The organism is Curtobacterium sp. PhB137 (assembly GCF_003814955.1).
Taxonomy (GTDB): Bacteria; Actinomycetota; Actinomycetes; order Actinomycetales; family Microbacteriaceae; genus Curtobacterium.
This window is the reverse complement of sequence record NZ_RKQO01000004.1, coordinates 482,771-508,409: the sequence shown is the minus strand read 5'-3', so window position 1 is coordinate 508,409 and position 25,639 is coordinate 482,771. Positions and strand designations below refer to the sequence as shown.

Annotated in this window: 29 protein-coding genes; 21 read left to right on the top strand and 8 right to left on the bottom strand. The window is 70.1% G+C overall.

The annotated features are described in order from the left end of the window. Nucleotides 1-14: 14 nt before the first annotated feature. The 3 genes from EDF28_RS02775 to EDF28_RS02765 are packed head-to-tail and all read right to left on the bottom strand — an operon-like array spanning nucleotide 15 to nucleotide 2,807. Entirely contained in the window at nucleotides 15-869 is an 855-nt protein-coding gene (locus tag EDF28_RS02775; RefSeq protein WP_123937098.1) for an alpha/beta fold hydrolase, read from the bottom strand. A 32-nt stretch (nucleotides 870-901) separates the two neighbouring features. Further along, nucleotides 902-1,897 (bottom strand): NADP-dependent oxidoreductase, encoded by a 996-nt coding sequence (locus EDF28_RS02770; protein WP_123937097.1) that lies wholly within the window; start codon nucleotides 1,895-1,897, stop codon nucleotides 902-904. Between the two features lie 49 nt (nucleotides 1,898-1,946). Beyond that, nucleotides 1,947-2,807 (bottom strand): alpha/beta fold hydrolase, encoded by an 861-nt coding sequence (locus tag EDF28_RS02765; RefSeq protein WP_123937096.1) that lies wholly within the window; start codon nucleotides 2,805-2,807, stop codon nucleotides 1,947-1,949. Nucleotides 2,808-2,915: 108 nt separating this feature from the next. Here EDF28_RS02765 and EDF28_RS02760 point away from each other — a divergent pair, with 108 nt between their 5' ends. Further along, nucleotides 2,916-3,578, top strand: coding sequence for a TetR/AcrR family transcriptional regulator (locus EDF28_RS02760; protein ID WP_123937095.1), 663 nt, complete (start codon nucleotides 2,916-2,918; stop codon nucleotides 3,576-3,578). Further along, the gene (gene lpdA, locus EDF28_RS02755; protein ID WP_123937094.1) at nucleotides 3,575-4,987 is read left to right on the top strand and encodes a dihydrolipoyl dehydrogenase; all 1,413 of its coding nucleotides are present in this window, start codon (nucleotides 3,575-3,577) and stop codon (nucleotides 4,985-4,987) included. The genes EDF28_RS02760 and lpdA overlap by 4 nt, the downstream gene beginning before the upstream one ends. A gap of 4 nt (nucleotides 4,988-4,991) precedes the next feature. On the opposite strand, the gene EDF28_RS02750 is transcribed toward lpdA, so the two are convergent. Further along, nucleotides 4,992-5,567 (bottom strand): TetR/AcrR family transcriptional regulator, encoded by a 576-nt coding sequence (locus EDF28_RS02750; protein WP_123937093.1) that lies wholly within the window; start codon nucleotides 5,565-5,567, stop codon nucleotides 4,992-4,994. A gap of 50 nt (nucleotides 5,568-5,617) precedes the next feature. Here EDF28_RS02750 and EDF28_RS02745 point away from each other — a divergent pair, with 50 nt between their 5' ends. From EDF28_RS02745 to EDF28_RS02735, 3 genes are all read left to right on the top strand, one after another. Further along, nucleotides 5,618-6,484, top strand: coding sequence for an SDR family NAD(P)-dependent oxidoreductase (locus tag EDF28_RS02745; protein ID WP_123937092.1), 867 nt, complete (start codon nucleotides 5,618-5,620; stop codon nucleotides 6,482-6,484). A gap of 46 nt (nucleotides 6,485-6,530) precedes the next feature. Further along, entirely contained in the window at nucleotides 6,531-7,250 is a 720-nt protein-coding gene (locus tag EDF28_RS02740; RefSeq protein WP_123937091.1) for an SDR family oxidoreductase, read from the top strand. A 161-nt stretch (nucleotides 7,251-7,411) separates the two neighbouring features. Then, complete coding sequence (locus tag EDF28_RS02735) at nucleotides 7,412-7,687, top strand: hypothetical protein (protein ID WP_123292961.1); 276 nt, start codon at nucleotides 7,412-7,414, stop codon at nucleotides 7,685-7,687. Here EDF28_RS02735 and EDF28_RS02730 read toward each other — a convergent pair whose 3' ends face one another. After that, nucleotides 7,688-8,263, bottom strand: a complete 576-nt coding sequence (locus EDF28_RS02730) for a MarR family winged helix-turn-helix transcriptional regulator (protein WP_123937090.1) — start codon at nucleotides 8,261-8,263, stop codon at nucleotides 7,688-7,690. Nucleotides 8,264-8,286: 23 nt separating this feature from the next. Here EDF28_RS02730 and EDF28_RS02725 point away from each other — a divergent pair, with 23 nt between their 5' ends. From EDF28_RS02725 to EDF28_RS02690, 8 genes are all read left to right on the top strand, one after another. Beyond that, a complete protein-coding gene (locus EDF28_RS02725) occupies nucleotides 8,287-9,513 on the top strand; it encodes an FAD-dependent monooxygenase (RefSeq protein WP_123937089.1) in 1,227 nt (408 codons plus the stop codon). Between the two features lie 76 nt (nucleotides 9,514-9,589). Continuing rightward, complete coding sequence (locus EDF28_RS02720) at nucleotides 9,590-10,378, top strand: CPBP family intramembrane glutamic endopeptidase (RefSeq protein ID WP_123937088.1); 789 nt, start codon at nucleotides 9,590-9,592, stop codon at nucleotides 10,376-10,378. Further along, nucleotides 10,375-11,202: a CPBP family intramembrane glutamic endopeptidase gene (locus EDF28_RS02715; RefSeq protein ID WP_123937087.1), complete on the top strand. Its 828-nt coding sequence runs from the start codon at nucleotides 10,375-10,377 to the stop codon at nucleotides 11,200-11,202. The genes EDF28_RS02720 and EDF28_RS02715 overlap by 4 nt, the downstream gene beginning before the upstream one ends. 142 nt (nucleotides 11,203-11,344) lie before the next feature. Beyond that, nucleotides 11,345-12,364, top strand: coding sequence for a LacI family DNA-binding transcriptional regulator (locus EDF28_RS02710; protein ID WP_185094119.1), 1,020 nt, complete (start codon nucleotides 11,345-11,347; stop codon nucleotides 12,362-12,364). 110 nt (nucleotides 12,365-12,474) lie between these two features. After that, a complete protein-coding gene (locus tag EDF28_RS02705; protein ID WP_123937085.1) occupies nucleotides 12,475-13,737 on the top strand; it encodes an ABC transporter substrate-binding protein in 1,263 nt (420 codons plus the stop codon). 9 nt (nucleotides 13,738-13,746) lie between these two features. Next, entirely contained in the window at nucleotides 13,747-14,700 is a 954-nt protein-coding gene (locus EDF28_RS02700; protein ID WP_111083634.1) for a carbohydrate ABC transporter permease, read from the top strand. Further along, nucleotides 14,697-15,569, top strand: a complete 873-nt coding sequence (locus tag EDF28_RS02695) for a carbohydrate ABC transporter permease (protein ID WP_123937084.1) — start codon at nucleotides 14,697-14,699, stop codon at nucleotides 15,567-15,569. Before EDF28_RS02700 ends, EDF28_RS02695 begins: the two co-directional genes overlap by 4 nt. Nucleotides 15,570-15,622: 53 nt before the next feature. Continuing rightward, nucleotides 15,623-16,900: a family 1 glycosylhydrolase gene (locus EDF28_RS02690; protein WP_123937083.1), complete on the top strand. Its 1,278-nt coding sequence runs from the start codon at nucleotides 15,623-15,625 to the stop codon at nucleotides 16,898-16,900. Nucleotides 16,901-16,958: 58 nt separating this feature from the next. Here EDF28_RS02690 and EDF28_RS02685 read toward each other — a convergent pair whose 3' ends face one another. Beyond that, nucleotides 16,959-17,354 carry a MerR family transcriptional regulator gene (locus EDF28_RS02685; protein ID WP_123937082.1) on the bottom strand — a complete coding sequence of 132 codons (396 nt, stop codon included), beginning with the start codon at nucleotides 17,352-17,354 and terminating at the stop codon, nucleotides 16,959-16,961. 96 nt (nucleotides 17,355-17,450) lie between these two features. On the opposite strand from EDF28_RS02685, the gene EDF28_RS02680 reads away from it, so the two are divergent. From EDF28_RS02680 to EDF28_RS02655, 6 genes are all read left to right on the top strand, one after another. Then, nucleotides 17,451-18,152, top strand: a complete 702-nt coding sequence (locus EDF28_RS02680; protein ID WP_123937081.1) for an SDR family oxidoreductase — start codon at nucleotides 17,451-17,453, stop codon at nucleotides 18,150-18,152. Between the two features lie 150 nt (nucleotides 18,153-18,302). After that, entirely contained in the window at nucleotides 18,303-18,761 is a 459-nt protein-coding gene (locus EDF28_RS02675; protein ID WP_123339352.1) for a hypothetical protein, read from the top strand. A 118-nt stretch (nucleotides 18,762-18,879) separates the two neighbouring features. Beyond that, nucleotides 18,880-19,578 (top strand): GAF and ANTAR domain-containing protein, encoded by a 699-nt coding sequence (locus EDF28_RS02670; RefSeq protein WP_123937080.1) that lies wholly within the window; start codon nucleotides 18,880-18,882, stop codon nucleotides 19,576-19,578. Nucleotides 19,579-19,590: 12 nt separating this feature from the next. Next, nucleotides 19,591-20,307: a GAF and ANTAR domain-containing protein gene (locus EDF28_RS02665; protein WP_123339354.1), complete on the top strand. Its 717-nt coding sequence runs from the start codon at nucleotides 19,591-19,593 to the stop codon at nucleotides 20,305-20,307. A 96-nt stretch (nucleotides 20,308-20,403) separates the two neighbouring features. Beyond that, entirely contained in the window at nucleotides 20,404-21,495 is a 1,092-nt protein-coding gene (locus EDF28_RS02660; RefSeq protein ID WP_123937079.1) for an acyl-CoA desaturase, read from the top strand. A 124-nt stretch (nucleotides 21,496-21,619) separates the two neighbouring features. Then, nucleotides 21,620-22,621, top strand: coding sequence for a matrixin family metalloprotease (locus EDF28_RS02655; protein ID WP_123937078.1), 1,002 nt, complete (start codon nucleotides 21,620-21,622; stop codon nucleotides 22,619-22,621). Between the two features lie 46 nt (nucleotides 22,622-22,667). On the opposite strand, the gene EDF28_RS02650 is transcribed toward EDF28_RS02655, so the two are convergent. After that, nucleotides 22,668-23,318: an SDR family oxidoreductase gene (locus tag EDF28_RS02650; RefSeq protein ID WP_123292977.1), complete on the bottom strand. Its 651-nt coding sequence runs from the start codon at nucleotides 23,316-23,318 to the stop codon at nucleotides 22,668-22,670. Nucleotides 23,319-23,425: 107 nt separating this feature from the next. Between EDF28_RS02650 and EDF28_RS02645 the strand changes: the two genes are divergently transcribed. Together EDF28_RS02645 and EDF28_RS02640 are read left to right on the top strand one after the other, a co-directional pair. Further along, nucleotides 23,426-23,914, top strand: a complete 489-nt coding sequence (locus EDF28_RS02645) for a DUF4126 family protein (protein WP_111083622.1) — start codon at nucleotides 23,426-23,428, stop codon at nucleotides 23,912-23,914. After that, nucleotides 23,914-24,885, top strand: coding sequence for an NAD(P)-dependent oxidoreductase (locus EDF28_RS02640; protein ID WP_123937077.1), 972 nt, complete (start codon nucleotides 23,914-23,916; stop codon nucleotides 24,883-24,885). The genes EDF28_RS02645 and EDF28_RS02640 overlap by 1 nt, the downstream gene beginning before the upstream one ends. Before the next feature lie 16 nt (nucleotides 24,886-24,901). Here EDF28_RS02640 and EDF28_RS02635 read toward each other — a convergent pair whose 3' ends face one another. After that, a complete protein-coding gene (locus EDF28_RS02635; RefSeq protein WP_123937076.1) occupies nucleotides 24,902-25,600 on the bottom strand; it encodes a carboxymuconolactone decarboxylase family protein in 699 nt (232 codons plus the stop codon). Between the last annotated feature and the right edge of the window lie 39 nt (nucleotides 25,601-25,639).

The following is a 25,639-nucleotide window of genomic DNA, read 5'->3' as shown; positions in this document are numbered from 1 at the left end:
CGGTGGTGCCGCGGTCAGGCGGCCAGGAACTCCGCAGCGACCGGGGCGAACTGCTCCCAGTACTGGAAGACGCCGCCGTGGCCGGAGTTCGGGTAGATGACCAGCTCGGACCCGGCGATGCGGCGGTGCAGGTCCTCGGAGAGGACCGAGGGCACCATCCGGTCGTGGTCGCCGTTGGCGATCAGGGTCGGCTGCGTGATCACGGACAGGTCGGACGGCTCGGACCGGCCGAAGCGCTGGATGGCCTTGAGCTGGGTTCGGAACGCCTTGGCGCTGATCGCCTCGTCGCGGTCGTTCGTGCGTTCCTCCAGACGCCCGATGAACGTCTTGCCTGCTTGCTTACCGACGGCATCGCGGTTGAAGAACAGGAACTCCTTCGGGTCCGACCGGGTGAGCGTGGCGCGCAGGATGTCGTAGTACGTCGTGCGAGCGACCTTGTCCATGTCCTTGCCGCCGCGTGGTCCGGTGCCGGTCAGGACGAGCCGCCGGACGAGCCGGGGGTGCGCGACGACGAGGTCCTGCGCGATCATCCCGCCCATCGAGAACGAGAACACGTCGATCTGTTCGTGGCCGAGGGCGCTGATGAACGCGTACGCGTCATCCGCTGCGGCGTCGAGGGTGTCGGGGAAGGTGCCGCTGGAGGCGCCGACGCCGAGCTGGTCGAAGGTGATCACGTGCCGGGTCGCGGCGATCGCGTCGACGATCCGTGGGTCCCAGTTGTCGAGTGTCGCTGCGAGGTGCACGAAGAACACGACGGGGATGCCTCCGGTCGGCCCGAGCTCGCGGTACGCGAAGGTGGCACCGCCGGCGTGCACGGTCTTGGTCGGTGCGTGGGCGTACGAGGTGATCGCGGGGTCGGTGGCGCTCATGGTGGCGGATCCGTTCGGTCGTGGGTGGGGTGTCAGTTGCTGGTGACGACGGTCTTGCCGCGCACGCGGCTCGTCCCGATCGACGTGAGCGCTTCGGGGGTCTGGTCGAAGGCGAACGTGGCGCCGACCACCGGTCGGATCGCGCCGGCCTGCACGAGGTCGGCGATCTGCTGGAGCTGCGCGCCGTCCGCTCGCATGAACAGGAACTCGTACGTGACCCCGAGTCGCTTCGCCTGCGCGCGGACCTTGCGGCTGATGCCGGCTATCACCAGTCGGATCACCGGGTTGAGCCCGGCCTCCTTCGCGAAGGCGGGGTCAGGTGTGCCGTTGATGCTCACGACCTTGCCGCCGGGGCGCAGCACGCGCATGGACTTCTCGAGGTTCTCGCCGCCCAGGCTGTCGAGGACGAAGTCGTAGTCGGACAGTTCCTGCTCGAAGTCCTGGGCTCGGTAGTCGATCACCACGTCGGCACCGAGCTCGCGGACGAACTCGGCGTTGGCGGCCGACGCCGTGGTGGCGACGTGGGCACCGAGGTGCTTGGCGAGCTGGATCGCGATCGTCCCCACGCCACCGGAGCCCGCGTGGACGAGCACCTTCGTGCCCGGTCCGACCCCGCCCTTCTCGACGAGCGCTTGCCACGCGGTCAGGGCGACGAGCGGCATCGAGGCGGCCTCGGCTGCGCTCACGTTCGACGGCGCGCGGGCGACGTCGGCTTCGTCGACGGCGATGCGCTCGGCGAACGTGCCGATGCGGTGGTCACGGGGGCGGGCGAAGACCTCGTCACCGGGCTTGATCCGTCGGACGCCTGCTCCGACCGCGATCACGGTGCCGGCGACGTCGTGGCCGAGGACGAGCGGGGTCTTGTACGGCAGGATCAGCTTGAACTCGCCCTGGCGGATCTTCTCGTCGAGCTGGTTCAGGCCGGCGGCGGCGACGGCCACGAGGACGTCGTGTTCGCCGACGACCGGTTCGGGGACGTCGGTCTCGCGGAGGGGCTGCTTGTACTGGTCGAAGGCGAAGGCGCGCATGGTCGGTTGCTCCTGGGGTCGTGTGGTCGTGGGGGTGGGGGATGTCGTACTACGTCTGCAGGAGTTGCCGGACGGCGGTCACGATGTCCGTTCGGTTCTGCGAGACGACGCCGTGGCCGGAGTCGGGGAAGCGGCGGACGGTCGCCTGCGGGTAGCGGTCACGCAGGGTCTCGGCGTTGGCTGCCGGAACCATCCGGTCGGAGTCGCCGTGGACGACGAGGACGGGGCCGCTGAACGCTGAAGGAGTCGGCGACCAGCGGCGGTCTCCCCATCGGTGCACCGCTCGGAGTTGCGCGCGGAACACGCGGAGCGCGACCGGCGCGTCTCGGTCGACGACACGTCGTGCGAGGCGGGACCGGTACGCGGCTGCGGCCCGACGACCGTTCCGGGTTCGCGTGAAGAACAACAGGACCGTCGGGTCCGTGCGGGTGAGGATGCCCCGCAGGATCCCCCGGATCATGATGCCCGGCAGCCGAGTGAGTCCCGGACCGCCCGCAGGGCCCGACCCGGCGAGGACGAGGTGCTCCACCGACTCCGGCACCCGGTCTGCGATCTCCTGAGCGACCATCCCGCCCATCGAGAGTCCGAGCAGGTCGACCCGTTCGAACCCGAGTGCCCGGATCACTGCGATGACGTCGACGGCCATGTCCTCGATCGAGTCTCGGAGCGGGCCGTCCGAAGCGCCGACGCCGGAGTACCCGACGAGGACCACCCGGCGGTGTTCTGCCAGCGGGTCGACGACCTCGGGGTCGAAACTGTCGAGGTTCCCGCCGAGGTGCGTCAGTGCCACCAGCGGAGTTGCTTCGTCGGCCGGCCGACCGAGGACCCGGATGGCGACGCCGCCGGTCGGGACGGGCACCACCTGCGTGGGGGTCGTCTCGACCCGCTGGACGTCTCCGGTGTCGGTCACGGTCGTCTCGCCTTCTCCTCGGTCCCTGCAGCAGCGACTGGTGGTCCCCGGTTTTCCCGAGTACGCTCAATAATGAGGTCACTCAGTCGTCTTGTCAAGGGAGTTCGGATGTCACAGCAACGGACTGAACCGACGCGCCGCGAGCGCGCGAAGGAGGACAAGTCACGACGGATCGTCGCTGCTGCGCGAGCACTGTTCGCCGAGCACGGCGTGTCCCGAGTCACGACCCAGCAGATCGCTGACCGAGCCGATGTCGCGGTGGGCACCCTGTTCCGGTACGCCGCCTCGAAAGCGGAGCTGCTGATCATGGTCCAGAACGAGGAGTTCGCGGCGGCGATCGAAGAAGGACTCACCGTCGCCAATGTCGTCTCCTCCGCTGCATCCCCGACGGAGGTCGTGCTCGCGGTGCTCACGCCGGTTGTGCTGTGCATCCGGGAGCATCCGGAGAACGGCCGCACCTACCTGCACGAGCTGGTGTTCGGCGACCCGACCGAAGCGAACCGGCGCCGCGGTCTCGTCCTCGCCGAGCAGCTCGAGGGTGGCATCGCACGCGCACTCGAGCGGTCAGCACACATCGAGCACGGCGAAGCGACCGTCCTGGCCGGCGTCGTCACCGCGATCGTCCACATCGGTGTCACCGCGACGATCCACCTCGACCGGGGCGCCGATGAACTCCTCGCCGACATCCGCACACAGATCGACACGGTCATCGCGCCTCGTGGGTCGTCGTCGGATCTGGTCTCCGCCACACAGAGAGAAGGCCTGTCATGAACGCCACCGACCACCAGCACTTCGACGTCGTGATCCTCGGCGCCGGCCCCGGAGGCTACGTCGCCGCGATCCGTGCCGCCCAACTCGGCAAGCGCGTCGCCGTCGTCGAACAGCAGTACTGGGGAGGGGTCTGCCTCAACGTCGGCTGCATCCCGTCCAAGGCCCTGCTCCGGAACGCCGAACTGGCCCACGTCTTCCAGCACGACGCGGAGCGGTTCGGGATCTCCGGCGACGTCACCTTCGACTACGGAATCGCCCACGACCGCAGCCGATCCGTCGCGGCGGGGCGCGTCAAGGGCGTCCACTACCTCATGCAGAAGAACGCGATCACCGAGATCGACGGCCGGGGCACCTTCACCGACGCACACACCATGCAGGTCGACCTCACCCAGGGCGGCAGTCGACAGATCACGTTCGAGCACGTCATCATCGCAACGGGGTCGACCGTCCGGCTCCTCCCCGGGATCGCACTGAGCGAACGCGTCGTCACGTACGAGACCCAGATCCTCGACCGAGACCTGCCGGAGTCCATCGTGATCATCGGCGCTGGCGCCATCGGGATCGAGTTCGCCTACGTCCTCGCCAACTACGGCGTGCACGTCACCATCGTCGAGTACCTCGACCGCGTCCTGCCCAACGAGGACGCCGAGGTGTCGAAGGAGGTCGCACGGCAGTACCGGAAGCTCGGGATCACCCTCCTCACCTCGACGAAGGTCGAGTCCGTCACCGACGACGGTGCGGCCGTCACCGTCGAGTACACCGACGCCGCGGGTCAGCGATCGAGCCTGCGCGCCGACCGGGCGTTGGTCTCGGTCGGGTTCGCCCCCAGGACCGAGGGGTTCGGTCTCGAACGCACCGGGGTGTCGCTCACCGAACACGGAGCAGTCGCGGTCGACGACGTCATGCGCACCGACGTGCCACACGTCTTCGCGATCGGCGACGTCACGGCGAAGCTCCAACTCGCCCACGTCGCCGAGGCACAGGGCGTCGTCGCGGCGGAGACCATCGCCGGCGCCGAGACCATGCCGATCGTCGACTACCGGATGATGCCGCGCGCCACCTTCAGCCAGCCGCAGGTCGCGTCGTTCGGCCTCACCGAAGCCCAAGCCCGCGCCGAGGGTCACGACGTCCGAGTCGCCAAGTTCCCGTTCACCGCGAACGGGAAGGCCCAGGGCCTCGGCGAGCCCGGCGGGTTCGTCAAGCTCGTCGCGGACGCCCGCCACGGAGAACTCCTCGGGGCGCACATGGTCGGAGCCGACGTCGCCGAGCTCCTCCCAGAACTCACCCTCGCCCAGAAGTGGGACCTGACCGCGCTGGAGCTCGCGCGCAACGTGCACGCCCATCCGACGCTCGGTGAGGCGCTGCAGGAAGCGTTCCACGGGCTCACCGGGCACATGATCAACCTCTGAGGTGTCAGCTGGCGTGCGCGACGAGATCGACCAGTGCAGTCACCACCGCAGCGGGAGTCGTCTGCCACATCTGGGGCGAGAGGTGGCCGCTGGCATCCATGCTCGCGATGCCGTGCGCGCTCGTCAGCAGCATCGCTCCGTACAAGTGCGCATGCTCGGCACCGACCACGCTCCCGACGATGCGCAAGAACTCGAACTGCGCGCGTGCCGCAGCCGCGATCGCGACCTCCGGATCGTTCGCCGGCATCGTGAACATCATCCGGTAGACCTCCGGCTCGTCCCGAGCCACCGCCATCAGCGTCTCCAACGCGGCTCTGAGGCGGTCCACCGCAGAGCGGGAGTCCGACGCCTGGATCTGCGCGAGTTCAGTCGTGATCCGGTCCCAACTCTCCGCTCCGACCGCAGCGAGGAGGCTCTCCTTGTCGGCGAAGTGCCGGTACGGCGCCCCTCGGGACACCTCCGCGCGCGCGCCCACCTCGCGGAGCGTCACGCGTGCCGGCCCACCCTCCGTCAGCAGGTTCCGGGCGGCATCCAGCAGCGCACGGCGCGTGGCAGCGGCGGATTCGAGTCGACTCACCATGACCCGATCCTACAGTTGACACCGTCATCTGAGCATGTGACTCTTGCAAGATGACAACGTCAACTGAAAGTGCATCGCTCTTCGTCGTGACCGGCGCGTCCACCGGGATGGGTGCGGCAACGGTCCGCGAGCTCGCTGCCCGTGGCCACCACGTGCTCGCGGGCGTTCGTCGGGCAGAAGACGGACGCGCACTGCAGTCCTCGACCGTGCGCCCGGTGATCCTCGACATCACCGAGCCCGAGCAGATCGCCGACCTCGCTGCCGCTGTGGAGGCGGAAGACCTGCCGCTCGCTGCGCTGATCAACAACGCGGGGATCGCCGTCAACGCTCCGGTCGAGGTCATGCCGATGACCGAGTGGCGGCGCCAGTTCGACGTCAACTTCTTCGGTCACATCGCCGTCACCCAGGCGCTTCTGCCGGCGCTGCTCCGAAGCCGCGGACGTGTCGTCATGATGAGCTCCGTCGGTGGCCGCCTGGCGCAGCCGACCTACGGTGCGTACTCGGGGTCGAAGTTCGCGCTCGAGGCGGTCAGCGATTCACTCCGCCGCGAACTGGCACCACACGGCGTCGGAGTGGTCATCGTCGAGCCCGGCGCAGTCCGGACCGAGATGGTCGGACGCGGCGGCGTCACCGCACGCCGACTCTCGAGCGAGATGACCCCGGACCAGCAGCACCGGTACGGCGGGCTGATCCACGCGATCCTCGCGCAGTCCGAAGGCTTCCTCCGCGACGGAGTGACCGCCGACACCGCAGCGAAGACCATCGCGGCTGCCGCAACGCACCCCCGCCCGCGGACTCGCTACACGATCGGCCGGGACGCTGCGCTCCTGACGCGTCTCGCCCGGTTCCTCCCTGACCGAGCCATCGACCGGGTCCTCACCCGTGCGCTGCGCCCCCTGTACCCGACCAGCAAGTAACCACCGCCCTCTCGGCGACCGCCCCACCCTGCAGAAAGAAGTCACCATGCCCACCATCAACAACGCCGTCGTCCTCATCACCGGATCGAACGGCGGCATCGGCACCGCACTCGTGCACGCGGCGCTCGCGCGCGGCGCCGCCAAGGTGTACGCCACCGCCCGCACACCCCGTGCATGGGACGACGAGCGCATCGTCCCGTTGGCGCTCGACGTCACCGACACCGACTCCGTGTCGGCAGCGGTCGCCTCCGCCAGCGACGTCACCATCGTCATCAACAACGCCGGCGGACTCCCGTCGACCGCGAGCATGCTCGACGTGACGGACGACGACCTCCGCCAGACGATGGAGATCAACTTCTTCGCACCGGTGCGCGTCGCCCAGGCGTTCGCTCCCCTGCTCACAGCGGCCACCGGAGCAGCCCTCGTCGACATCCACTCCGTCGCGAGCTGGGTCGCGTTCGGCGGGGCGTACAGCGCGTCGAAGGCCGCGATCTGGTCCGCGACGAACTCCCTTCGCCTCGAACTCGCACCCCACGGCGTGCTCGTCACCGGCGTCCACGTCGGCTACGTCGACACGCAGATGGCCGCCCACACCGACGACGCCAAGATGGCCCCGACCGACCTCGCGTCGGCGATCTACGACGGAATCGAGGCTGACGCGTTCGAGGTCATCGCCGACGAACTCAGTGCTCGGGTCAAGGAAGGACTCGCCGCACCGATCGAGGCGCTCTACCCCCAGCTCGCCGATCCTGCGGCGGTCCGCTGAACCCGGACTCCGTGTCGAGCACCGTGATGCACCTCTCCGCCTCCGAGTTGTCCGCGTCCGGCTGCTCCGGTCGGTCGAACCTGGGCCGCGGATCCCCTCGGGGACTACCGTCGACCGCAGGTGACCCAGGCCCCCGGCTGCCGGCACGATCTCCTCGTCCGATGCCGACCGGAAACGCCATGTCCTCCTCGCAGACCGATCTCCCACACCAGCACGACCCGACGAGCTGGACCGCGCTCGAGGTCGGCCGGTGGGAAGCCCGCTCCGGCCGGTCCCACATCGGAACCGTCGTCTTCACGAACCGGTACGAGGTCCGTGGGTGGTCGGGCGAGGTCTTCGGCGACCACACGAGCCTGGAGAGCGCGAAGGCACAGGTCGAGGCGATGGCGCGGTGGAGCCTCGGTGAGCGACCGTGGTCACCCGACGGAGTCGACTGATCAGTCCATCGCGTCGTCGTAGATCCCGATCAGGCGGTCCAGGAACGCCTGCACCGTGGCGCGCTCGCTGTCGTCCATGTCGGCGACGACGTCCTCGATCCCCTCGATCAGCGGCAGCACCAGGTCGTACGCACGATCGGACGACCGCTCGGCTGCGGTGACCACGAGCTTCCGGCCGTCGCTCGGGTGCCGCTCCCGCGTGACGTGGCCGGCGGACTCGAGTCGGTTGAGCACGAGGGTCATGGCGGCGGTGGAGATCTCCAGTCGCCGCGCGAGCTCGGTCGGGGTGGACCGTCCGTGGGTGATGAGGTGGTCCATCGCCTCGAGCCCGGCCGCGTCGACGTCGAGTGCCCGGGCGAGGTGTCGCTCGAAGCGCTGCTGGCGGACCCCGACCTGTTGGACCCGGGCGCGGATGTCGTCGTCGGGCAGCGGCCGTCCGTCGCGACGGGCGGCTTCGCGGTCGCGTCGGTCCTCGCGGTCGCTCCGGGCGTCGCGGTCTCGTTTTCCGTCGGTGGGCGCTGTCGGTTCGTCGTGCGGCACGAGGTCGATAGTAGTCGTGTAGATTGCCAATCTCATTGGTAATCAAGATTCGAGGCAACATGTCGACCGACCGCAAGCGCGTCCTCATCTCCGGTGCGAGCATCGCCGGACCCGCCCTGGCCTACTGGCTGCACCGGTACGGCTACGACACGACGATCGTCGAGCGCGCGCCGGAACTCCGGACCGGTGGCCAGAACGTCGACGTGCGGGGCGCCGGGCGCGAGGTCTCGCGGCGGATGGGGATCGAGGACGACATCCGTGCCGCCACCACCGGTGAGGTCGGCACGCGGTTCATCGGCCGCTCCGGTTCGGTCATCGCGGAGTTCCCGGCCGGAACCACGGACTCGGGCGGCGCCACCGCGGAGCTCGAGATCCTGCGCGGTGACCTCGCGCAGCTGCTGGTCAGCCGGACCACCGACACCACCGAGTACCGGTTCGGCGACCGCATCACCGGCATGGCGGACGACGACGGCGGCGCCGGCGACGGCGTGACCGTGCAGTTCGAGCACGCCGCCGACGAGCGGTTCGACCTGGTGGTGGCGGCGGACGGCATCGGGTCGAGCACCCGGCGACTGGTCTTCGGCGACGAGCCCGAGATCCGGTCCCTCGGCCTCGAGACGTCCTACGCGACGATCCCCCGCACCGACGCCGACGACGACTGGTGGCGTTGGTACAACGCACCGGGTGGCCGATCGGTCACGCTGCGCCCGGACCGGCACGGCACGATCCGGGCGACACTGTCGTTCGTGACCGACCGGACCCGGGAGCGCGCCGGATCCGAGCGACGATCGATCGAGGAGCAGCGCCGACGACTGCACGAGGTCTTCGCCGACGCCGGCTGGGAAGCACGTCGTGTGCTCGCGGGCATCGACGCTGCCGACGACCTGTACTCCGAGTCGATCGGGCAGGTCCGCGCGCCGCGGTGGTCCGAGGGTCGGGTCGCGCTCGTGGGCGACGCCGCCTACTGCGCCTCACCGGTCAGTGGCATGGGCACGAGCCTGTCGCTCACCGGGGCGTACGTGTTGGCCGGCGAGCTCGCGGCCCACGTCGACCACCGCGATGCATTCCGGGGCTACGAGCGCATCATGCGGCCGTACGTCGCCCAGGCGCAGCAGCTGCCGCCGGGCGTGCCGCGGGTCGCGAACCCGAAGAGCCGGCTCGGCATCGCCGCGTTCGGTGCTGCGGTCCGGGTCGCCTCCACCCCGTTCATCGGTCGGCTCGGCGACCGGTTCTTCACGCCACCGGCCGACGCGATCGACCTGCCCGACTACGCGCACCTGGGCTGAACGAACACGTCCGTCGTGCCGCCTGCACAATGGGTCCGGGGACGATCGGGCGTCCCGTTGAGCGGACGGGGACGGCATGCGTGTTGCACCGAAGATCTGGATCGGCGTGGTGGTCTTCGTCGGCTACGCCGTTCTCGTGGTCGGGATCCAAGCGGCGACGGGTATCGACTACACGCGCTGGGGAGACTCCGCGCGGAACCTGTTCCTCGGCGCCGGGCTCTCCCTCATCGTGGCGACCGTCGTGCTCGCGATCGTCACGACGCTGCTCGGCTGGTGGGGACCGGCGCTGCGCGAGCGGCACCGTGCTCAGCACCGGTGGCCGCTGATCGCCCCGGTCCTGCTCGCGGTGATCGCCGTCGTCGTCCTCCTGGCGTCGGACTGGCAGGCGGTCAGTGGGGCGTTCCTCGCCGCCGCCCTCGTCCTGGTGCTCGTGGGCTTCACCGAGGAGATCGTCGCCAGGGGCCTGCTCCTCGTCGCACTCCGCAGTCGGCTGTCCGAGGTCTGGGTGTGGCTGATCACGTCCGTGCTCTTCGGTGCGATGCACCTCAGCAACTCGCTGCTCGGGCAGCCGCTGTCGGCGACCCTCCCGCAGGTGGGCTTCGCCTTCCTGGTCGGGACGTCGTTCTACATCGTCCGCCGGTGCACCGGGTCGTTGATCCCGGCGATGTTCCTGCACGGCTTGTGGGACTTCGCGCAGTTCATCTCGGGCAACGGCACGCCGGGTGCGGCAGCGCCGTTCGCGCAGGCGTTCGTGTTCGTCGTCGGCGCCCTGGCCCTGGTGTCGGTCGGGTTCGTGATCCGCGGTGCTGACGAACGGCTCGGACCGCGGGCGCAGCTCACGTCGACGGCGACGCGATCGCGGTGACGACCACCGCCCCGACGCGCGCGCCGATCGCCCGGACGACCTGGGTCGGCCTGGCCGCCGTGGTCGTCTACGTGCTCTTCGCTGCCGTCCTCGGCAACGTGCTCGGTGACCTGGCGGGCGACGACGACACCGCCGAGTTCGTCCTGTCGCACTTCATCCCGTTGCCGATCGCCATCGTGTTCGGCCTCGTGTTCCTGCGTCGGTCCGGGTGGGGTCGACGGGTGTGGTCGGAACCGCCGACCCCGACCCTCCGTCCGCGCCGGCTGTGGCTGATCGCCATCCCGGTGCTCATGCTCGTGCTGGCGTTCGCTCAGCTCGGCGACTCGATCGGGGCTGGTCGGACGTTCGGCACGGTGCTGATCGTCCTGCTCGGCACGCTCATGGTCGGTTTCGGTGAGGAGCTCTTCCTGCGCGGCATCCTCGTCGAGGCCGTCCGCGGCAAGCACGGCGAACTCGTCACACTGCTCGTCACCTCGGTGGTGTTCGGTCTCGCGCACGTCGTCGGGAGCGTGTGGGCGGGGGTGCCACCGGCGGCGATCCTGTTCCAGGTGTCGTTCCTGGCGATGAACGGCAGCCTGTACTACTGGGTCCGTCGGGTCAGCGGCCGGCTGTGGGTGGCGATGCTCGTCCACGTGCTGACCGACTTCGTCCTGTACCTGGCGTCCGGTCCGTCGCGCCCGACGGACGCCCTCGTCCAGCCCGACGATGCAACGTCTGCACCGGTGCTCGCCACGGTGCAGACGATCCTCATCGTGCTCGCCGTGGCGGGGGTCGTGAGTGCCGCGCGCGAAGACCACCGCGCCCGCACTGCCCGGTCGGCGTGAGCCTGCGGAGGAGGACGTGACCAGGCCGCCACGGGCCTCCCGTCCGGGCCGCACCACGCTGGTGCGGTAGGTTCCTGCCCAACGCATTCCGGACGCGAGAGAGGGGACGCGGATGGCCCAGGGACACCGCTCGCCCCCCACGATGAGCGACGTCGCAGCCGTCGCGGGCGTCTCGAAGAAGACCGTCTCGAACGTCCTCTCCGGCTACGAACACGTCTCGGCCCGCACCCACGACCGGGTGATGGCTGCGGTGGACGAACTCGGCTACGAGCTCAACGTCTCGGCCCGGAACTTCCGCGCCGGCCGGTCGAAGGTCATCGGCCTGGCGGTGCCGGAGCTACGGCAGGCGTACTTCGCCGAACTCGCCGACGCCGTCATCCGCGCCGCCGGTGCCGTGGGCTACACGGTGCTCATCGAGCAGACCGCGAGCGGTGTGCGCGAGGCGGACGCGATCACCCGGATGCGCGAACACTCGATCGACGGCATCATCTACAGCCCGCTGACGGTGCGGTCGAGCGATGCTCCTGCGCTCGAGGTGAAGTTCCCCCTCGTGGTGCTCGGCGAGCCGATCCCGGACAGCCCGGTCACGTTCATCACGATGTCGAACGCGGACGCGCTGCACGACGCGACCGCGCACCTGCTCGACGCGGGCCGTCGTTCGATCGCCTTCATCGGTTCCGAACCGTCGGGGCCGGTACGGACGGCGCAGGAGCGGCTCCGCGGGTACCGCGAGGCGCTCGCCGAGCACGGCGTGGCGTTCCGACCCGAACTCGTCGTCCCCACGGCGCTCTGGCACCGGGCCGAGGGGGCAGCGGCGGCGCGGGCGCTGCTCGACTCCGGCGTCGAGGTCGACGGGATCGTCTGCTGCAACGACGCCCTGGCGCTCGGGGCGATGAGCGCGTTGCAGCTCGCCGGTCGGACCGTGCCGGACGACGTCGCGGTCGTCGGCTTCGACGACATCGAGGAGTCGGCGTACGCGACGCCCGCGCTGACCACGGTGTCGGCCGACCTGGACCGGGTCGCGGCGACGGCGGTCGGGGTCCTCGTCGAGCAGCTCGAGGAGGACGCGGCCGTCGGTCCGGGCGTGCTGCGCTCGCCGCATGCCCTGGTCGTGCGGGCGTCGTCGGCGCCCGTCGTCGTGGAACGCACGGTCTCCGCCTGAGGTCTTGACCTGCCCGTCGAGCACGGACTACTGTCCAGATTTACACCGGTGTAAATCCGGCATGGACGAGGTTCCGCACACCGAAGTGCGGGACGGATGGCAGGTTTTCGATGAAGAAGCACATCGCGGTCGTCGCGCTCGCAACAGCGGCGGCGATCTCCCTGGCCGGATGCGCCGGCTCCCCCGGATCGTCCGCGAACGCCCACGTCGACCTGACGTTCTGGCACGGGTACACCGAGGCCGACGGCAAGGTCCTGGACGGCATCGTCAAGGACTTCAACGAGTCGCAGGACAAGGTCACGATCACGACCCAGACGAAGACGTGGGCGGTCATCGACGACACGATGCTCCCCGCGCTGACGGCGAAGAAGGGCCCGGACATCGTCGCGATGACCTCGGACCGACTGCCCGTCTACGCCGAGAAGAAGGCCCTCGTCGACCTGAGCGACTTCTACGACGACGACACCAGCAACACCGGCGAGCTCAAGGAGCAGGCCGTCGCGATGGAGCAGGTCGACGGCAAGGAGTACGGCGTCCCGAGTGGCTTCGTGCCCCTGTCCGTGATCTACAACAAGAAGCTCTTCGCCGAGGCCGGCATCGACGCGTTCCCGACGACGTGGGACGAGTGGGTCGCCGACGCGAAGAAGCTGACGAAGGACGAGAACGGCGACGGCACCCCGGAGCAGTACGGGCTCGTGCTGCCGGACCACCAGACGGTCGGCAACGGCATCTGGCCGAGCCTGTTCGCCGGCAACGGCGGCTCGATCACGAACGACGCCGGCACGAAGTCGACCATCGACTCCGCTGCGAACGTCGAGACGCTCGAGTACTGGGCGAAGGCGATCCGGCAGGACAAGATCTCGCCGACCGGTGTCGACGGCATCGCGGCCGACAAGCTCTTCACCGCCGGCAAGACCGCCATGGAGATCGGCGGCCCGTGGATGGCCGGCGTCGCGAAGGCGTCCGACATCGACTACGGGATCGCCGCGATCCCGGCCGGGCCGAAGGCGCAGGTGGCCTCCGCCATCGGCATCTCGCTCGGCGTGACCGCACAGACCGACGACCCGAAGCAGGCCGCTGCCGAGGACTTCCTGCGGTACTTCAACGAGAAGAACGTCGCGACCAAGTGGGCGCTCGGGTCGGGTTGGCCGTCCCTGCGCACCGACGTGACCGCCGCCGACGTCGACGCGAACCCCACCGTCGCGGCGCTGACCGGTCTGCCCGGCACGACGATCCCGCTCCTCCCGGGCGTCGTGAACAGCGGTGACGTGCTCACCGCGCTCGACACCGCGACGCAGAAGTCGATCGCGGGCGGCGACCCGGAGTCGCTCCTCGGCACCGCAGACACCGACGTGCAGTCAGCCCTGAAGTAGAGGACCACGATGACCACGCAGCAACTCGGCCGACGCCGTCGGTACCGACCCCCGGGACAGCTCGGCGGCCGGACGCCCCTGAACGGGACCTTCCGCCGCCGTGCGACCGTCGTCGGCTTCCTCGCACCCGCGATCGTCATCCTCGGGGCGTTCGTCCTGTGGCCGATGCTCTCGGCACTGCGGCTGTCCTTCACGGACGCCAGCGGCTTCGGTGACCCGAGCTGGGTCGGCTTCGCGAACTACGTCCGGGTCTTCACCGACCCGGACGTGGTCCGCTCGATCGGCAACACGGCGCTGTACTCGGTGCTGTTCACCCCGGTCGCGATCGCCGTGGCGCTGGTGCTGGCCCTGGCGCTCAACCACCCGGCGTTGCCGTTCCGCGGCTTCTTCCGCTCGGCGCTGTTCCTGCCGTTCATCGTGTCCCTGGCGGTCGCCGCGTTCGCGTGGTCGTACCTGCTCGACCCGCAGATCGGCCTGCTGAACCACTGGCTCCAGGTGGGCGGCATCCGGCTCGGCAACGTCCTGCAGGACCCGACGCTCGCCATGCCGACCGTGGTGCTCGTCGCGGTCTGGAAGAACTTCGGCTTCTACATGGTCATCTTCCTGGCGGGGCTGCAGGAGATCCCGACCAGCCTGTACGAGGCGGCGCAGCTGGACGGCGCGAACGGCCGCCAGCGGTTCGCGAACGTGACGTTCCCGATGCTCAGCAACACCATGGCGTTCGTCGTCATCGTCGCGCTCATCGCCGCACTGCAGGCGTTCGACCAGATCTACGTCCTGACCGGCGGCGGGCCGTACCGGTCGACCGAGACGATCGTCATGCAGATCTACCAGTCCGGGTTCAAGGACCTCGACCTCGGCTTCGCGTCCGCACTGGCGTACGTGCTGCTCATCGCGACCCTGCTGCTGAGCCTCGTGCAGTTCCTGTTCTTCGGCAAGCGCGGAGAGGACACCGCATCATGACCGCACTCCCCCGTCCGGCCACCGCGGTCCGGCGCAGGACCGTGGCCCGGCGCCCACCGTCGATGCGCTGGCTCGGCTTCGCCGCGGTGCTCATCGTCACCCTCGCGGTGCTGCTCCCCGTGCTCGTCATCGTGTTCACGGCGTTCAAGCCGGCGAGCGAGGTGAACGCCTACCCGCCGACGCTGTTCCCGCACACGTGGACGCTCGACAACTTCCGGGCGATCTTCACGCAGTTGCCGTTCGGCCGGCTCATCCTGAACAGCTTCGCCTTCGCCGGCGGGGTGACGGTCTTCGCGCTGGCGTTCGACGCGCTCGCCGCCTACGCGCTGGCCCGGCTCGACTTCCGGGGCAGCAAGGTCCTGCTCATCGTGATCATCGCCAGCCTGATGATCCCGTTCCAGGCCACCCTGATCCCGATCTACCAGCTCGTGTCCGACCTCGGGTGGGTGAACACCTTCGCCGGCCTCATCGCACCACGGGCGGCGGACGCCTTCGGCATCTTCTTCCTCCGGCAGTTCTTCGTGTCGCTCCCCCGCGACCTCGACAACGCGGCGCGCATCGACGGTGCGTCCGAGTGGCGGATCTTCCGGAGCATCATCCTGCCGAACGCCGTACCGGCACTGCTCACCCTCGGCATCTTCACCTTCGTCAACAACTGGAACGACCTGCTCTGGCCGCTGGTGTTCACCACGGACCAGGACATGGGGACCATCACCTCGGGGCTGACCCTGCTGACCGGACCCGGCGGCATCATCCCGCAGGGCGTGATGATGGCCGGCGCCCTGATCGCCGTGCTGCCCCTCGCCGTCATGTTCCTGCTCGTGCAACGCCGCTTCATCGAGAGCGTCGCCAGCACCGGGCTCAAGTGACGACGACCCCGCGCGGTCCCTTCGGGGACGCGCCCACCACGAAACGAGACACCATGCACTGGTCCGACGACGGACGGCTGCACTTCGCCCTGGGCATCGAGGACACCTTCGTCCCGCAGGCCCGTCCGGGCGAGCGCCCCATCGACGAGTACGAACTCACCGACCACTACCGGCAGTACGCCGCCGATCTCGGCCTGGCGGTCGACGTCGGCGCCGAGCTGCTCCGCTGGGGCGTGCCCTGGCACCGGGTCGCTCCCGAGCCCGGTGTGTGGGACTGGTCGTGGGTCGACGGTGTCATGCAGCGCTTCCGTGAGACCGGCCTGCGGCCCGTCATCGACCTGCTGCACTACGGCACACCGCTCTGGCTCGACGGTCAGTTCGCGAACCCCGACTACCCGGCGCACGTCACGGAGTACGCCGCCCGGTTCGCCGCCCGGTACGGCGACGTCGCGACCGACTACACGCCCGTCAACGAGCCCGTCATCCACGCCCTGTTCTCGGGTGAGTACGGGTACTGGCCCCCGTACCTGACCGGTGCCGACGGTTCTGCCCGGATCGCCTCGGCGCTGGCGAAGGGGTTCGTCTCCACCCAGCACGCGATCGCCCGTGAACTCGGAGACGCCGCCACCTTCGTGCACGTCGACGCCGGCATCCGGTACGTCGGCGACGTCGATGCCCCCGAGCACCGCGACACCGTGGCGCGGCTCCGCGCCCAGACGTTCCTGGTCGAGGACCTCGTGACCGGCGGCGTCGACGACCACCACCCGCTCGTCGGACGGCTGCGCTCCGGCGGGGTCACCGACGCGGACCTGGACTGGTTCCACCAGCACGCGGTCCGGCCGGACGTGATGGGCGTCAACTACTACCCCCTGCACTCCACCGAGGTCTTCGAGGCCGGCGTCCACCACGGCGGCGGCTTCGCGGACCCGCGTCCGTACCGGGACACGGGGGCCGAGGGACTCCGCGACGTGCTGACGACGTACGCCGAGCGGTACGGCGCCCCGGTCATGCTGACCGAGACGTGCGTCACCGGGTCCGTCGACGAACGCATCGGCTGGCTCGACGACTCCGTGGCCGCCGTGCGCGAGCTCCGTGCCGAGGGCGTCCCGGTGGTCGGGTACACCTGGTGGCCGCTGTTCGACATGTACGAGTGGACCTGGCGGCACACGGGCGCACCCCGCCAGGAGCACCTGCTCACGATGGGCCTCTTCGACCTCGTCGAAGACGGCGACGGCGGGCTCGACCGCCGTCGCAACCCGGTCGCCGACGCCTTCGCCGCGCATGCGCGGCAGGAACGAGCCGTGGCAGCGGCCCTTGCGGCGACCACCTGACAGACGGGAGGCGCGGGTCGGGTCGGTCCCGTGCCTCCCGTCCGCCCCGCACCACGTCTCAGGCCGCGACCGCTCCGTCTGCCGGCTCGCGCAGGGCCGGGCAGTGCTCGGCAGTCGGGTGCTCGCTGATGGCGATGACCTCGTCGAGCCGGCCACGCGCGGCCTCGAGCTCCGCCATCTGCGCCGTGATCCGGTCGCGCTCGGCGACGAGCAGCGCGAACGACTCCGGTGTCGTGTGGCCGCTGTCCACGCACGGCAACAGCTGCACGATGGTGCGGCTCGGCAGACCGGCGGCGAACAGCTGCTGCACGAGCTGGACGCGTTCGACCGCCGGGGTGTCGTAGACGCGCTGCCCGCTGGTGGTCCGCGACGCGGCGAGCAGTCCCTGCTCCTCGTAGTACCGCAGCGAGCGCACGCTGGCACCCGTCTCTGCGGCGAGGTCGCCGATCCGCATGCGGACTCCGATCCGGGGCTTGCCCCTGACATCGATGTGAGGTCTTAGCGTAACCGAGCCGCTGCGGGAGAGACCCGCGCGGCAGGAGGAGACACCATGGACATCGCTGGATCGGTCGCACTCGTCACGGGCTCGAACCGGGGCATCGGACGCCGCTTCGTCCTGCAGCTGCTGGAGCGCGGCGCCACCAAGGTCTACGCGACCGCACGCCGACCCGAGCTCGTGGACATCGAGGGCGTCGTGGCGCTGCCGCTCGACATCACCGACCCGGCGTCGGTCGAGGCGGCGGCCGCAGCCGCTGGCGACGTCACCCTGCTCGTGAACAACGCGGGCATCTCGACGACGGGCTCGCTGCTCACCGACGACCTGACCGATGCGCGCCGCGAGATGGACACGCACTACTGGGGGAACCTCGCGATGATCCGGGCGTTCGCACCGGTGATCGAGCGGAACGGCGGCGGCGGCATCGTGAACGTCCTGTCCGCACTGTCCTGGTTCGTCTACCCGGGATCCGGCGCGTACGCGGCGGCGAAGGCCGCCGAGTGGAACCTGACGAACGCCGTCCGGTTGGAGCTCGCCGGCAAGGGGATCAGCGTGCAGGGGCTGCACCTCGGGGCGGCGGACACGGACATGATGGACGGCTACGAGGGGCCGAAGGTCGACCCGGCCGACGTGGCGCGGGCCGCGCTGGACGGTGTCGAGCGGGGTGCGGCCGAGGTCGTCGTCGACGAGTGGAGCAGCGCGGTGAAGGCGTCGCTGTCGCAGGACCCGTCGGCGTTCTACGCGCAGTTCGCCTGAGCAGGGTGACGCCGGGGCGTGGTGGAGCCCCGGCGTCGGGCCGCGGCTGGGAGTGCTCACATCCGCGGGTCCCACACTGACGCCACGGTGTCGCCGTACCGAGTCCGAGATCCTCTCGAGCTCCCGCGGGGATCCGCCAAGGGAGTCATCATGACGGACCAGTCCGAGGCGGCCTCGACGCCGCTCGCGCTCACGAGTGTGGTGGCCTCCGGCCTGCCCACCGAGCTCGGCAAGCCCACGGCGGCGAAGTACTACGACGTCCCGGCGGTGTTCAACCGCCGACCCGACGCAGCCGAGATGGCCGGCCTGCGCGGTGCCGACGGACACGCGCAGCTCGTGACGGCCGGCTACCCCGACGTCACGCTCGACGTGCAGGACCGGCGTCTCGTCATCGGCAACACGAACCTCGGACAGCTTGAACGCGGTCTCGCCACGGTGGTCGCGACGATCGTCGACGTCGTGAGCCGGGCGTCGTTGTTCGACAAGGAGCAGGTCCGTGACGCAGCGCGCATCGAGTTCGACGACCGCACGGCCCGGGCCCGCGAGGTCACGCGGGCGGCGGAGCGGATCCACTTCGTGCCGGAGCCGTCGCGCGTCAGCGCGGGCTGACCGTGTCCGCGCGGGTCGACGTGCCCGGCGGGCGACGCCAGCGGGGCACTGCGCTAGCGTTGCACAACGCGGGGGCCGGATCAGCCCCGCGTTCACGGACCCGGACGGTTTCCTCGCGATGAACGACTTCACGACGGCAGTCTCCGCACTGCAGGCCGCACCCGACGGCGCCGACATGTGCCCGCCGTTCCTGACGACGCTGCCCGTCACCGGGGTCGGCATCTCCACCCTCGGCAACCCGCTCGGGTCGGCGACGGTGTGCGCGAGCGACGCGCGCGCCGCGCGGATCGACGAGATCCAGTTCGACCTCGGCGAGGGCCCGTGCTGGCAGGCGTTGACGACCCGCCGCCCGGTCCTGGAGTCCGACCTGTCCGGCACGACGAACACCGACTGGCCGCTCGCGCTCGAGGAACTCCTGCGCGCCGGGGTCGGGGCGGTGTTCTCGTTCCCGATGCGCATCGGGACGATCCCCGTCGGCGCCGTCGACCTTTCCGTGGACAGCGAGCGCACCCTGACCGTGGGGCAGATCCGCGGCGCCGTGGAGCTCACCGAGGTCGCAGCCCGTCGGGTGCTCCGTGGTGCGTTGCTCGCCGCGGCCGCCGACGGCCGTGCCGACATGGGTACCAGCCGCTACTCCCGACGAGAGGTGCACCAGGCGACCGGCATGGTCGCAGCACAGCTCGGGGTGGACGTCACCGACGCCCTCCTCGTGCTGCAGGCGCACGCCTTCGCCACCGAACGCACCGTCCGCGACGTCTCGAACGACGTCATCGCTCGCCGCATCGACCTCGCCCGGCCGTACGGTTCCGAGAACTGAGGAGCACGCACCATGGCACCGACCCGCGAGCGCCGGCTCATCGACACCTTCGTCACGCTGACCGACACCCTCGTCGACGAGTACGACGTCGTCGACCTGCTGCAGAACCTGGTCGACAGCGTCGTCGACATCTTCGACGCCTCGGCGGCCGGCATCCTGCTGGCCAACCAGCACCAGGAACTCGAGGTCGTGGCGTCGACCAGTGAGCGGTCCAGCTTCGTCGGACTCCTCCAGCTCGACGCCGGCGAAGGGCCGTGCGTGGAGTGCTTCGCGACCGGGCGTCCGGTGTCCGTCAGTGACCAGGCGGAGATGCAACGCCGGTGGCCGACGTTCGCCGCCGCGTCCGCCGAGTCGGGGTACGCGTCGGTGCACGCGATCCCGATGCGGTTGCGGGACACCACGCTCGGGTCGCTGAACCTGTTCCGCGAGACCGAGGGTGCGCTGAACCGCGACGATGCCTTGGCTGCTCAGGCCCTGACCGACGTCGCGACCATCAGCATCCTGCAGCAGCGGACCCTGCAACACGCGGCGCTGACGCAGGCGCAGTTGCAGCGAGCCCTCGACAGCCGGGTCGTGATCGAGCAGGCCAAGGGATTCGTGGCGTACACGCACTCGGTCGACACCGAGGCGGCGTTCGAACTGCTGCGGCAGTACGCGCGGTCGAACCAGGAGCGCCTCGCCGACGTCGCCCGGGCCATCGTCGAACGCCGCCTGGTCCTCCCCGCCTGATCCCGTGTGTCCCCGGTCCGGGCCGGCGTACGATCACGAGCAAGTCGTAGCCCCGGACCCCGGTTGCAGGCGCAGCACTGGATCCAGGAGGAAAGCATGGGCGACGAACTGGTCGTACCGACGGGCTACCGGAAGACCGAACGACGGTCGCCTCGGACCGACACCACCTCCACGTACACCGCGCTGCTCGCGCAGGTCCGCACCGCTGGGCTCCTCGGTCGCCGCACGGGCTGGTACTGGGGCCTCATCGCAGTGCTCGCCGCGCTGCTCGGCATCACCGGCGGGGCGTTCGCCGTGCTCGGCGGCTCCTGGTACCAGTTGATCGTCGCGGGGGTGCTGGGCGCACTGTTCACGCAGTTCGCGTTCCTGTCGCACGAGGCCGCCCACCGACAGGTCTTCGCGTCGCACCACTGGAACGACCGAGCAGCCCGGTACGCCGGCACGTTCCTGACCGGCATCAGCTACGCGTGGTGGATGAACAAGCACACCCGGCACCACGCCAACCCGAACACCGTCGGCAAGGACCCCGACATCTCGTTCGACGCGATCTCGTTCCGACCCGAGGACGCTGCCAGCCGGACCGGGTTCCTGCGTGTGCTCGTCCGCGTGCAGGGGTACGCGTTCTTCCCGATGCTCCTGGTCGAGGGCGTGAACCTGCACTGGCAGTCGATCCGCACGTACACGAGTCGTGGCCCGGTGAAGCGGCGGTGGGCCGAGGGATCGGTCTTCGTCGGCCGGTTCGTGCTCTACCTGGGTGTCGTCTTCTGGTTCCTGCCGGTCGGCTTGGCCTTCGCGTTCCTCGGTGTCCAGCTCGCCGTGTTCGGGTTCCTCATGGGGATCGCGTTCGCGCCGAACCACAAGGGCATGCCCGTCATCGAACCCGGCCGCCGCGTGGACTTCTTCTCGCGCCAGGTCCTGACCTCGCGCGACATCGGTGGTGGCGCCTGGGTCGAGTACTTCATGGGTGGCCTGAACCACCAGGTCGAGCACCACCTGTTCCCGAGCATGGCCCGGCCGAACCTGCGGGCCGCCCGGGACATGGTCCGGAAGTACTGCGCGGACCAGGACGTGCCGTACACCGAGACGACGCTGGTGCACTCCTACGTCATCGTGGTCCGCTACCTCAACGAGGTCGGTCTGGCGGCTCGCGACCCGTTCGCGTGTCCGATGGTCGAGCGGCTGCGCTGACCGACCGCGACGGCTGGGCGCTTCCTGTCCTGTTGGCGCAGCCCTGGACCTGACGGGGCTCATCGGCGAGCATGGACCCGATCAGGGACGGCGGGCACAGGGGCCCACCGCGGGAAGGGCAACCATGCGTCCTGTCAGGAACACGCTCACCACCGGGGCGGTCATCGCACTCGTCGTCGGCCTCACCGCGACGGCGGCACCCGCGCAGGCGGCGACGCCGGGGGCATCGACGCCGGCCGCCGGTACCCGCTGCGCCACGGGGACGCTCTCGGTGCAGACGCTCCGGTCGGGGTGCACGGTCTCGTCCGGCACGATCGCGCTGCCGGACGGCCGCACGTTCGCCGTGCCGGCGCCCGGTGAGAGCGTGATGGCGAGCAGCTCGGCGGCGCCGGGTGCTCCAGAACTGGCGGAGGTCGTCATCGCGAACACCGGCACCGGCGGTGTCGCGGTCCGCATCGACGAGACCTGGAGCGGTTCGGCGCCCGCCGTGCGCCGCGAACAGGCGAGGAGCGCGGCAGCCAGCGCACCCGCAGCGCCAGCCGCCACGACCGCGGCCACCACCAAGTGCACCAGCACGGCCAACGCACGGAACCCGTACCGCTGGTCGAGCACGGTGCAGTGGTACTACAACGAGTCCGGCCAGAAGTCGTCGTACGCCAAGGACGCCCTGCGCAAGGCGGCGAACGCGTGGACCGGCACGATCGCGTCGTGCGACCGAACCGTGACCTCGTCGGCCCGGAACTCCTACGTGCGCCTGGCGACCCAGGTGCCCGGGCTCACCGACAAGGGCGGCTGCTCGAAGAGCAACGGCTACAGCGTCGTCGGATGGGGCAAGCTCCCTTCCGGCACCCTCGGCGTGACGTGCGTCTGGTACGACGGCAACGGCATTGCGAAGGAGTCCGACCAGCGGTACGCCACCAGCTACAAGTGGAGCTCGACGACCGCCTGCTCGGGCGCACGGTTCGACACCCAGGCCGTCGCCACCCACGAGTGGGGACACCTGTACGGACTCGGCCACGTCAAGACCGGAACCGGTCAGGTCATGGAGCCGTCCGGCGGGTACTGCGACACCGGCTCACGCACGCTCGGGCTCGGCGACATGACCGGCATCGCAGCGATCTACTGAAGCGCGGCTGCGGGCCGCGGGCCGTCGTCAGACCCCGTCGGGGTCCTCAGACAGCGTCGGCGCGGAGGAAGTCCGCGATCGGGGTCGATCCCGAGTTGAACCGGATGGTGTTGCCCGCCGTGCCGGGGGTCTCGAGCACGTCGGCGATCACGTGTGCGACGTCGCCGCGAGGCACGTCGCTCGACGAGCCCGCCCAGTCGACCGAGCCGGTGGCGTCGTCGTCCGTCAGGGTGCTCGGCGCGACGATGGTCCACTGCAGACCGGAGTCGCGCACCACGGCGTCGGCGATCGCCTTCGACTGCGCGTAGGCGAAGAAGTCGTTGTCCTGCGGTACCCCGTGGTCGAGCTGCGACCCGGACCACGACACCATGACGTAGCGGTCGACGCCGGCCTGCTTCGCGCCCTGCACCGATAGGATCGCGGCGTCGCGGTCGATCGCCCAGGTGCGGTCGACGGACCCGCCGCCGGCACCGGCCGACCACACGACGGCGTCGTGCCCGTGGACGAGCTCCGCGAAGTCGGTCAGGGACTGCTGCTGGATGTCCGCGACACGGGGTTCGCCGCCGTGGGCACGGATCTCGTCGGACTGGTCCGCGTCGCGGATGACCGAGGTGACCGAGTGGCCGCGGTCGCTGAGGATGCGGGTGGTGAGGAGTGCGACCTTGCCGTGGCCGCCGAAGACGATGACGTTGCTCATGCGGCGGACGCTACTCGGGTCGGCTCAGTACCCGCAGTCCGTGAGGACCCTCGGAGCGCTCGCGGCCCGCGTGCGTACGGTCGGACCTGATCACGACTGGAGACACGATGAGCAAGCAGCACGAGCAGCACACCCTGGTCCGCACCCTGGTGCTCGGCATCCTGAGCGGCGGCCGCAGTGCCACCCCACTCGCGGTGCTGGCGCTGAACCACGACCGGTCCTCGCTGAAGGGGTCGTGGCAGGACTGGAAGGTCTTCAGCACCCCGCTCGGCCGCGGGCTGCTCGTCGCCTCGGCCGTCGGTGAACTCATCGGCGACAAGCTGCCGATGACCCCGAACCGCATCTCCCCCGCCGGCCTCATCGGCCGCATCGGGTCCGGCGCGCTCGTCGGCGCGGCACTCGGCACGACCGGCAAGCGCGACCTGCGCATCGAGGGCGCGATCCTCGGCGGCGTCGGTGCGATCGTCGGGTCGTTCGTCGGGTGGGGTGCCCGCAAGCTCGTCGGTGCCACCACCCGCCTGCCCGACCCGGTCGTGGCGCTCGCCGAGGACGCCGCGACCATCGCCGGCTCCGTGAAGGTCATCACCGCCGACTGATGCGCATCGTCGTCATCGGAGCCACCGGCCACATCGGCACGTTCCTCGTCCCCCGCCTCGTCCGCGCCGGTCACGAGGTCGTCGCCATCAGTCGCGGCACCAGCACCCCCTACGCCGACTCCCCCGAGTGGCAGCGGGTCGAACGCGTTACCGCGGACCGTGAGCAGGAGGACCGCGACGGCACGTTCGGAGCGCGGATCGCTGCGCTCGGCGCCGATGCCGTCGTCGACCTGGTCTGCTTCACCGAGCCGTCCGCCGCCGCCCTCGTCGAAGCGCTCCGCGGCACGGGGACGCACCTCGTGCACTGCGGCTCGATCTGGCGCGCGGGTGCATCCCGTGTGCTGCCGATCACCGAGGACGACTTCACGCCGCCCTTCGGCGACTACGGCGTGCAGAAGGATGCGATTGCCCGGATGCTCAAGGAAGAAACCGTGTCAGGGGGTTTGGCGACGACGACACTGCACCCGGGTCACATCAGCGGTCCGGGCTGGATGCCGATCGGTCCGCTCGGAAACCTCGACCCGTCGATGCTGACGAGGCTGTCCGCCGGCGAGGCGATCGAGGTCCCCGGTCTCGGCGCCGAGACCATGGCCCACGTGCACGCGGACGACGTCGCGCAGGCCTTCCAGCTCGCCGTCGAACGCCGCGAGGCGGCGGTCGGCGAGGACTTCTTCATCACGGCCCCGACGGCGCTCACCGCGCGTGGGTACGCCCACCTGGCAGCGTCGTGGTTCGGCCAGGAGGCCCGGCTCGAGCCCGTCAGCTGGGACCGGTTCCGCGAGACCACGACTCCAGAGCACGCTGGCGCCAGCTGGGAGCACCTGTCACGCAGTCAGGTGTTCAGCGTCGAGAAGGCCCGCCGTCTGCTCGGTTACGCGCCCGGGTTCACCGCCGAACAGACGGTGCTCGACGCCATCCGCTGGCAGGTCGACCACGACCAGCTCGAGGTCGCCGGCCCCCTCGTCGTCTGACGGACCGGCCGCGACCTCAGGCGGCGGGCGCGCCCTCGTTCACGGCGGCGAGCCCGTTGAGCGTCCGCGGGTAGCCGATCACGGGCACCAGGACGGTGAGCACGTCGAGCAGCTGCTGCCGGGTGTTCCCGACGTGCAGGTTGCCCGCGACGTGTCCCGTGACCTGCGCGTCCGCGCCGCCGAGTGCGACGAGGACCGCGAACGTCAGCAGCTCACGCGTCGGCAGGTCGAACCCGTCCCGTCCGACGGTGTCACCGAAGCAGTTGCCGGACAGGAACCGCTGGAAGTGCACGGTGTCGTCGGCGGCGTTCTCGTACATCGCGTCGACACGTCCGGCGCCGACGACGGCGCTCTGGACCGCACGGCCCCGTTCGAGTCGGTCGTCGGGGGTGGTCGTCGACCGGCCCGGGAGCGGCAACTCGACACCGCGCGCGATCAGCACGTCGTTGGTGATCGTGAGGAAGTCCGAGGCGCGTGCGGACCCGACGTAGGCAACGGCCTGGTAGCCGATCTCCTTCGCCTCGACCGGGGTCAGTGACTCGTCGAGCGCGGTGCCGAGCAGCTGTCGGAAGGCGATCTGGGCGCCGGCGGCGATCATCGCGCCGAGCTGCACGACCGCGCGGTCGTGGCTGCTGAGCGACGCGTACTGCAGCGTCTCGTCCACGAAGTCGGCGTGGTACTGGGCGAACTCGGGGTCGGTCTCGGCGAACGTCATGTCCCCGACGCTACGACCGCCCCGCCGACCGAGGGAGGT

Excerpts from the sequence above, each read along its gene's own strand:
- EDF28_RS02775 (WP_123937098.1), bottom strand. The coding sequence starts at position 869 with ATGAGCGCCACCGACCCCGCGATCACCTCGTACGCCCACGCACCGACC.
- EDF28_RS02770 (WP_123937097.1), bottom strand. The coding sequence starts at position 1,897 with ATGCGCGCCTTCGCCTTCGACCAGTACAAGCAGCCCCTCCGCGAGACC.
- EDF28_RS02760 (WP_123937095.1), top strand. The coding sequence starts at position 2,916 with ATGTCACAGCAACGGACTGAACCGACGCGCCGCGAGCGCGCGAAGGAG.
- lpdA (WP_123937094.1), top strand. The coding sequence starts at position 3,575 with ATGAACGCCACCGACCACCAGCACTTCGACGTCGTGATCCTCGGCGCC.
- EDF28_RS02750 (WP_123937093.1), bottom strand. The coding sequence starts at position 5,567 with ATGGTGAGTCGACTCGAATCCGCCGCTGCCACGCGCCGTGCGCTGCTG.
- EDF28_RS02745 (WP_123937092.1), top strand. The coding sequence starts at position 5,618 with ATGACAACGTCAACTGAAAGTGCATCGCTCTTCGTCGTGACCGGCGCG.
- EDF28_RS02740 (WP_123937091.1), top strand. The coding sequence starts at position 6,531 with ATGCCCACCATCAACAACGCCGTCGTCCTCATCACCGGATCGAACGGC.
- EDF28_RS02735 (WP_123292961.1), top strand. The coding sequence starts at position 7,412 with ATGCCGACCGGAAACGCCATGTCCTCCTCGCAGACCGATCTCCCACAC.
- EDF28_RS02730 (WP_123937090.1), bottom strand. The coding sequence starts at position 8,263 with ATGAGATTGGCAATCTACACGACTACTATCGACCTCGTGCCGCACGAC.
- EDF28_RS02725 (WP_123937089.1), top strand. The coding sequence starts at position 8,287 with ATGTCGACCGACCGCAAGCGCGTCCTCATCTCCGGTGCGAGCATCGCC.
- EDF28_RS02720 (WP_123937088.1), top strand. The coding sequence starts at position 9,590 with ATGCGTGTTGCACCGAAGATCTGGATCGGCGTGGTGGTCTTCGTCGGC.
- EDF28_RS02710 (WP_185094119.1), top strand. The coding sequence starts at position 11,345 with ATGAGCGACGTCGCAGCCGTCGCGGGCGTCTCGAAGAAGACCGTCTCG.
- EDF28_RS02705 (WP_123937085.1), top strand. The coding sequence starts at position 12,475 with ATGAAGAAGCACATCGCGGTCGTCGCGCTCGCAACAGCGGCGGCGATC.
- EDF28_RS02700 (WP_111083634.1), top strand. The coding sequence starts at position 13,747 with ATGACCACGCAGCAACTCGGCCGACGCCGTCGGTACCGACCCCCGGGA.
- EDF28_RS02695 (WP_123937084.1), top strand. The coding sequence starts at position 14,697 with ATGACCGCACTCCCCCGTCCGGCCACCGCGGTCCGGCGCAGGACCGTG.
- EDF28_RS02690 (WP_123937083.1), top strand. The coding sequence starts at position 15,623 with ATGCACTGGTCCGACGACGGACGGCTGCACTTCGCCCTGGGCATCGAG.
- EDF28_RS02685 (WP_123937082.1), bottom strand. The coding sequence starts at position 17,354 with ATGCGGATCGGCGACCTCGCCGCAGAGACGGGTGCCAGCGTGCGCTCG.
- EDF28_RS02680 (WP_123937081.1), top strand. The coding sequence starts at position 17,451 with ATGGACATCGCTGGATCGGTCGCACTCGTCACGGGCTCGAACCGGGGC.
- EDF28_RS02675 (WP_123339352.1), top strand. The coding sequence starts at position 18,303 with ATGACGGACCAGTCCGAGGCGGCCTCGACGCCGCTCGCGCTCACGAGT.
- EDF28_RS02670 (WP_123937080.1), top strand. The coding sequence starts at position 18,880 with ATGAACGACTTCACGACGGCAGTCTCCGCACTGCAGGCCGCACCCGAC.
- EDF28_RS02665 (WP_123339354.1), top strand. The coding sequence starts at position 19,591 with ATGGCACCGACCCGCGAGCGCCGGCTCATCGACACCTTCGTCACGCTG.
- EDF28_RS02660 (WP_123937079.1), top strand. The coding sequence starts at position 20,404 with ATGGGCGACGAACTGGTCGTACCGACGGGCTACCGGAAGACCGAACGA.
- EDF28_RS02655 (WP_123937078.1), top strand. The coding sequence starts at position 21,620 with ATGCGTCCTGTCAGGAACACGCTCACCACCGGGGCGGTCATCGCACTC.
- EDF28_RS02650 (WP_123292977.1), bottom strand. The coding sequence starts at position 23,318 with ATGAGCAACGTCATCGTCTTCGGCGGCCACGGCAAGGTCGCACTCCTC.
- EDF28_RS02645 (WP_111083622.1), top strand. The coding sequence starts at position 23,426 with ATGAGCAAGCAGCACGAGCAGCACACCCTGGTCCGCACCCTGGTGCTC.
- EDF28_RS02640 (WP_123937077.1), top strand. The coding sequence starts at position 23,914 with ATGCGCATCGTCGTCATCGGAGCCACCGGCCACATCGGCACGTTCCTC.
- EDF28_RS02635 (WP_123937076.1), bottom strand. The coding sequence starts at position 25,600 with ATGACGTTCGCCGAGACCGACCCCGAGTTCGCCCAGTACCACGCCGAC.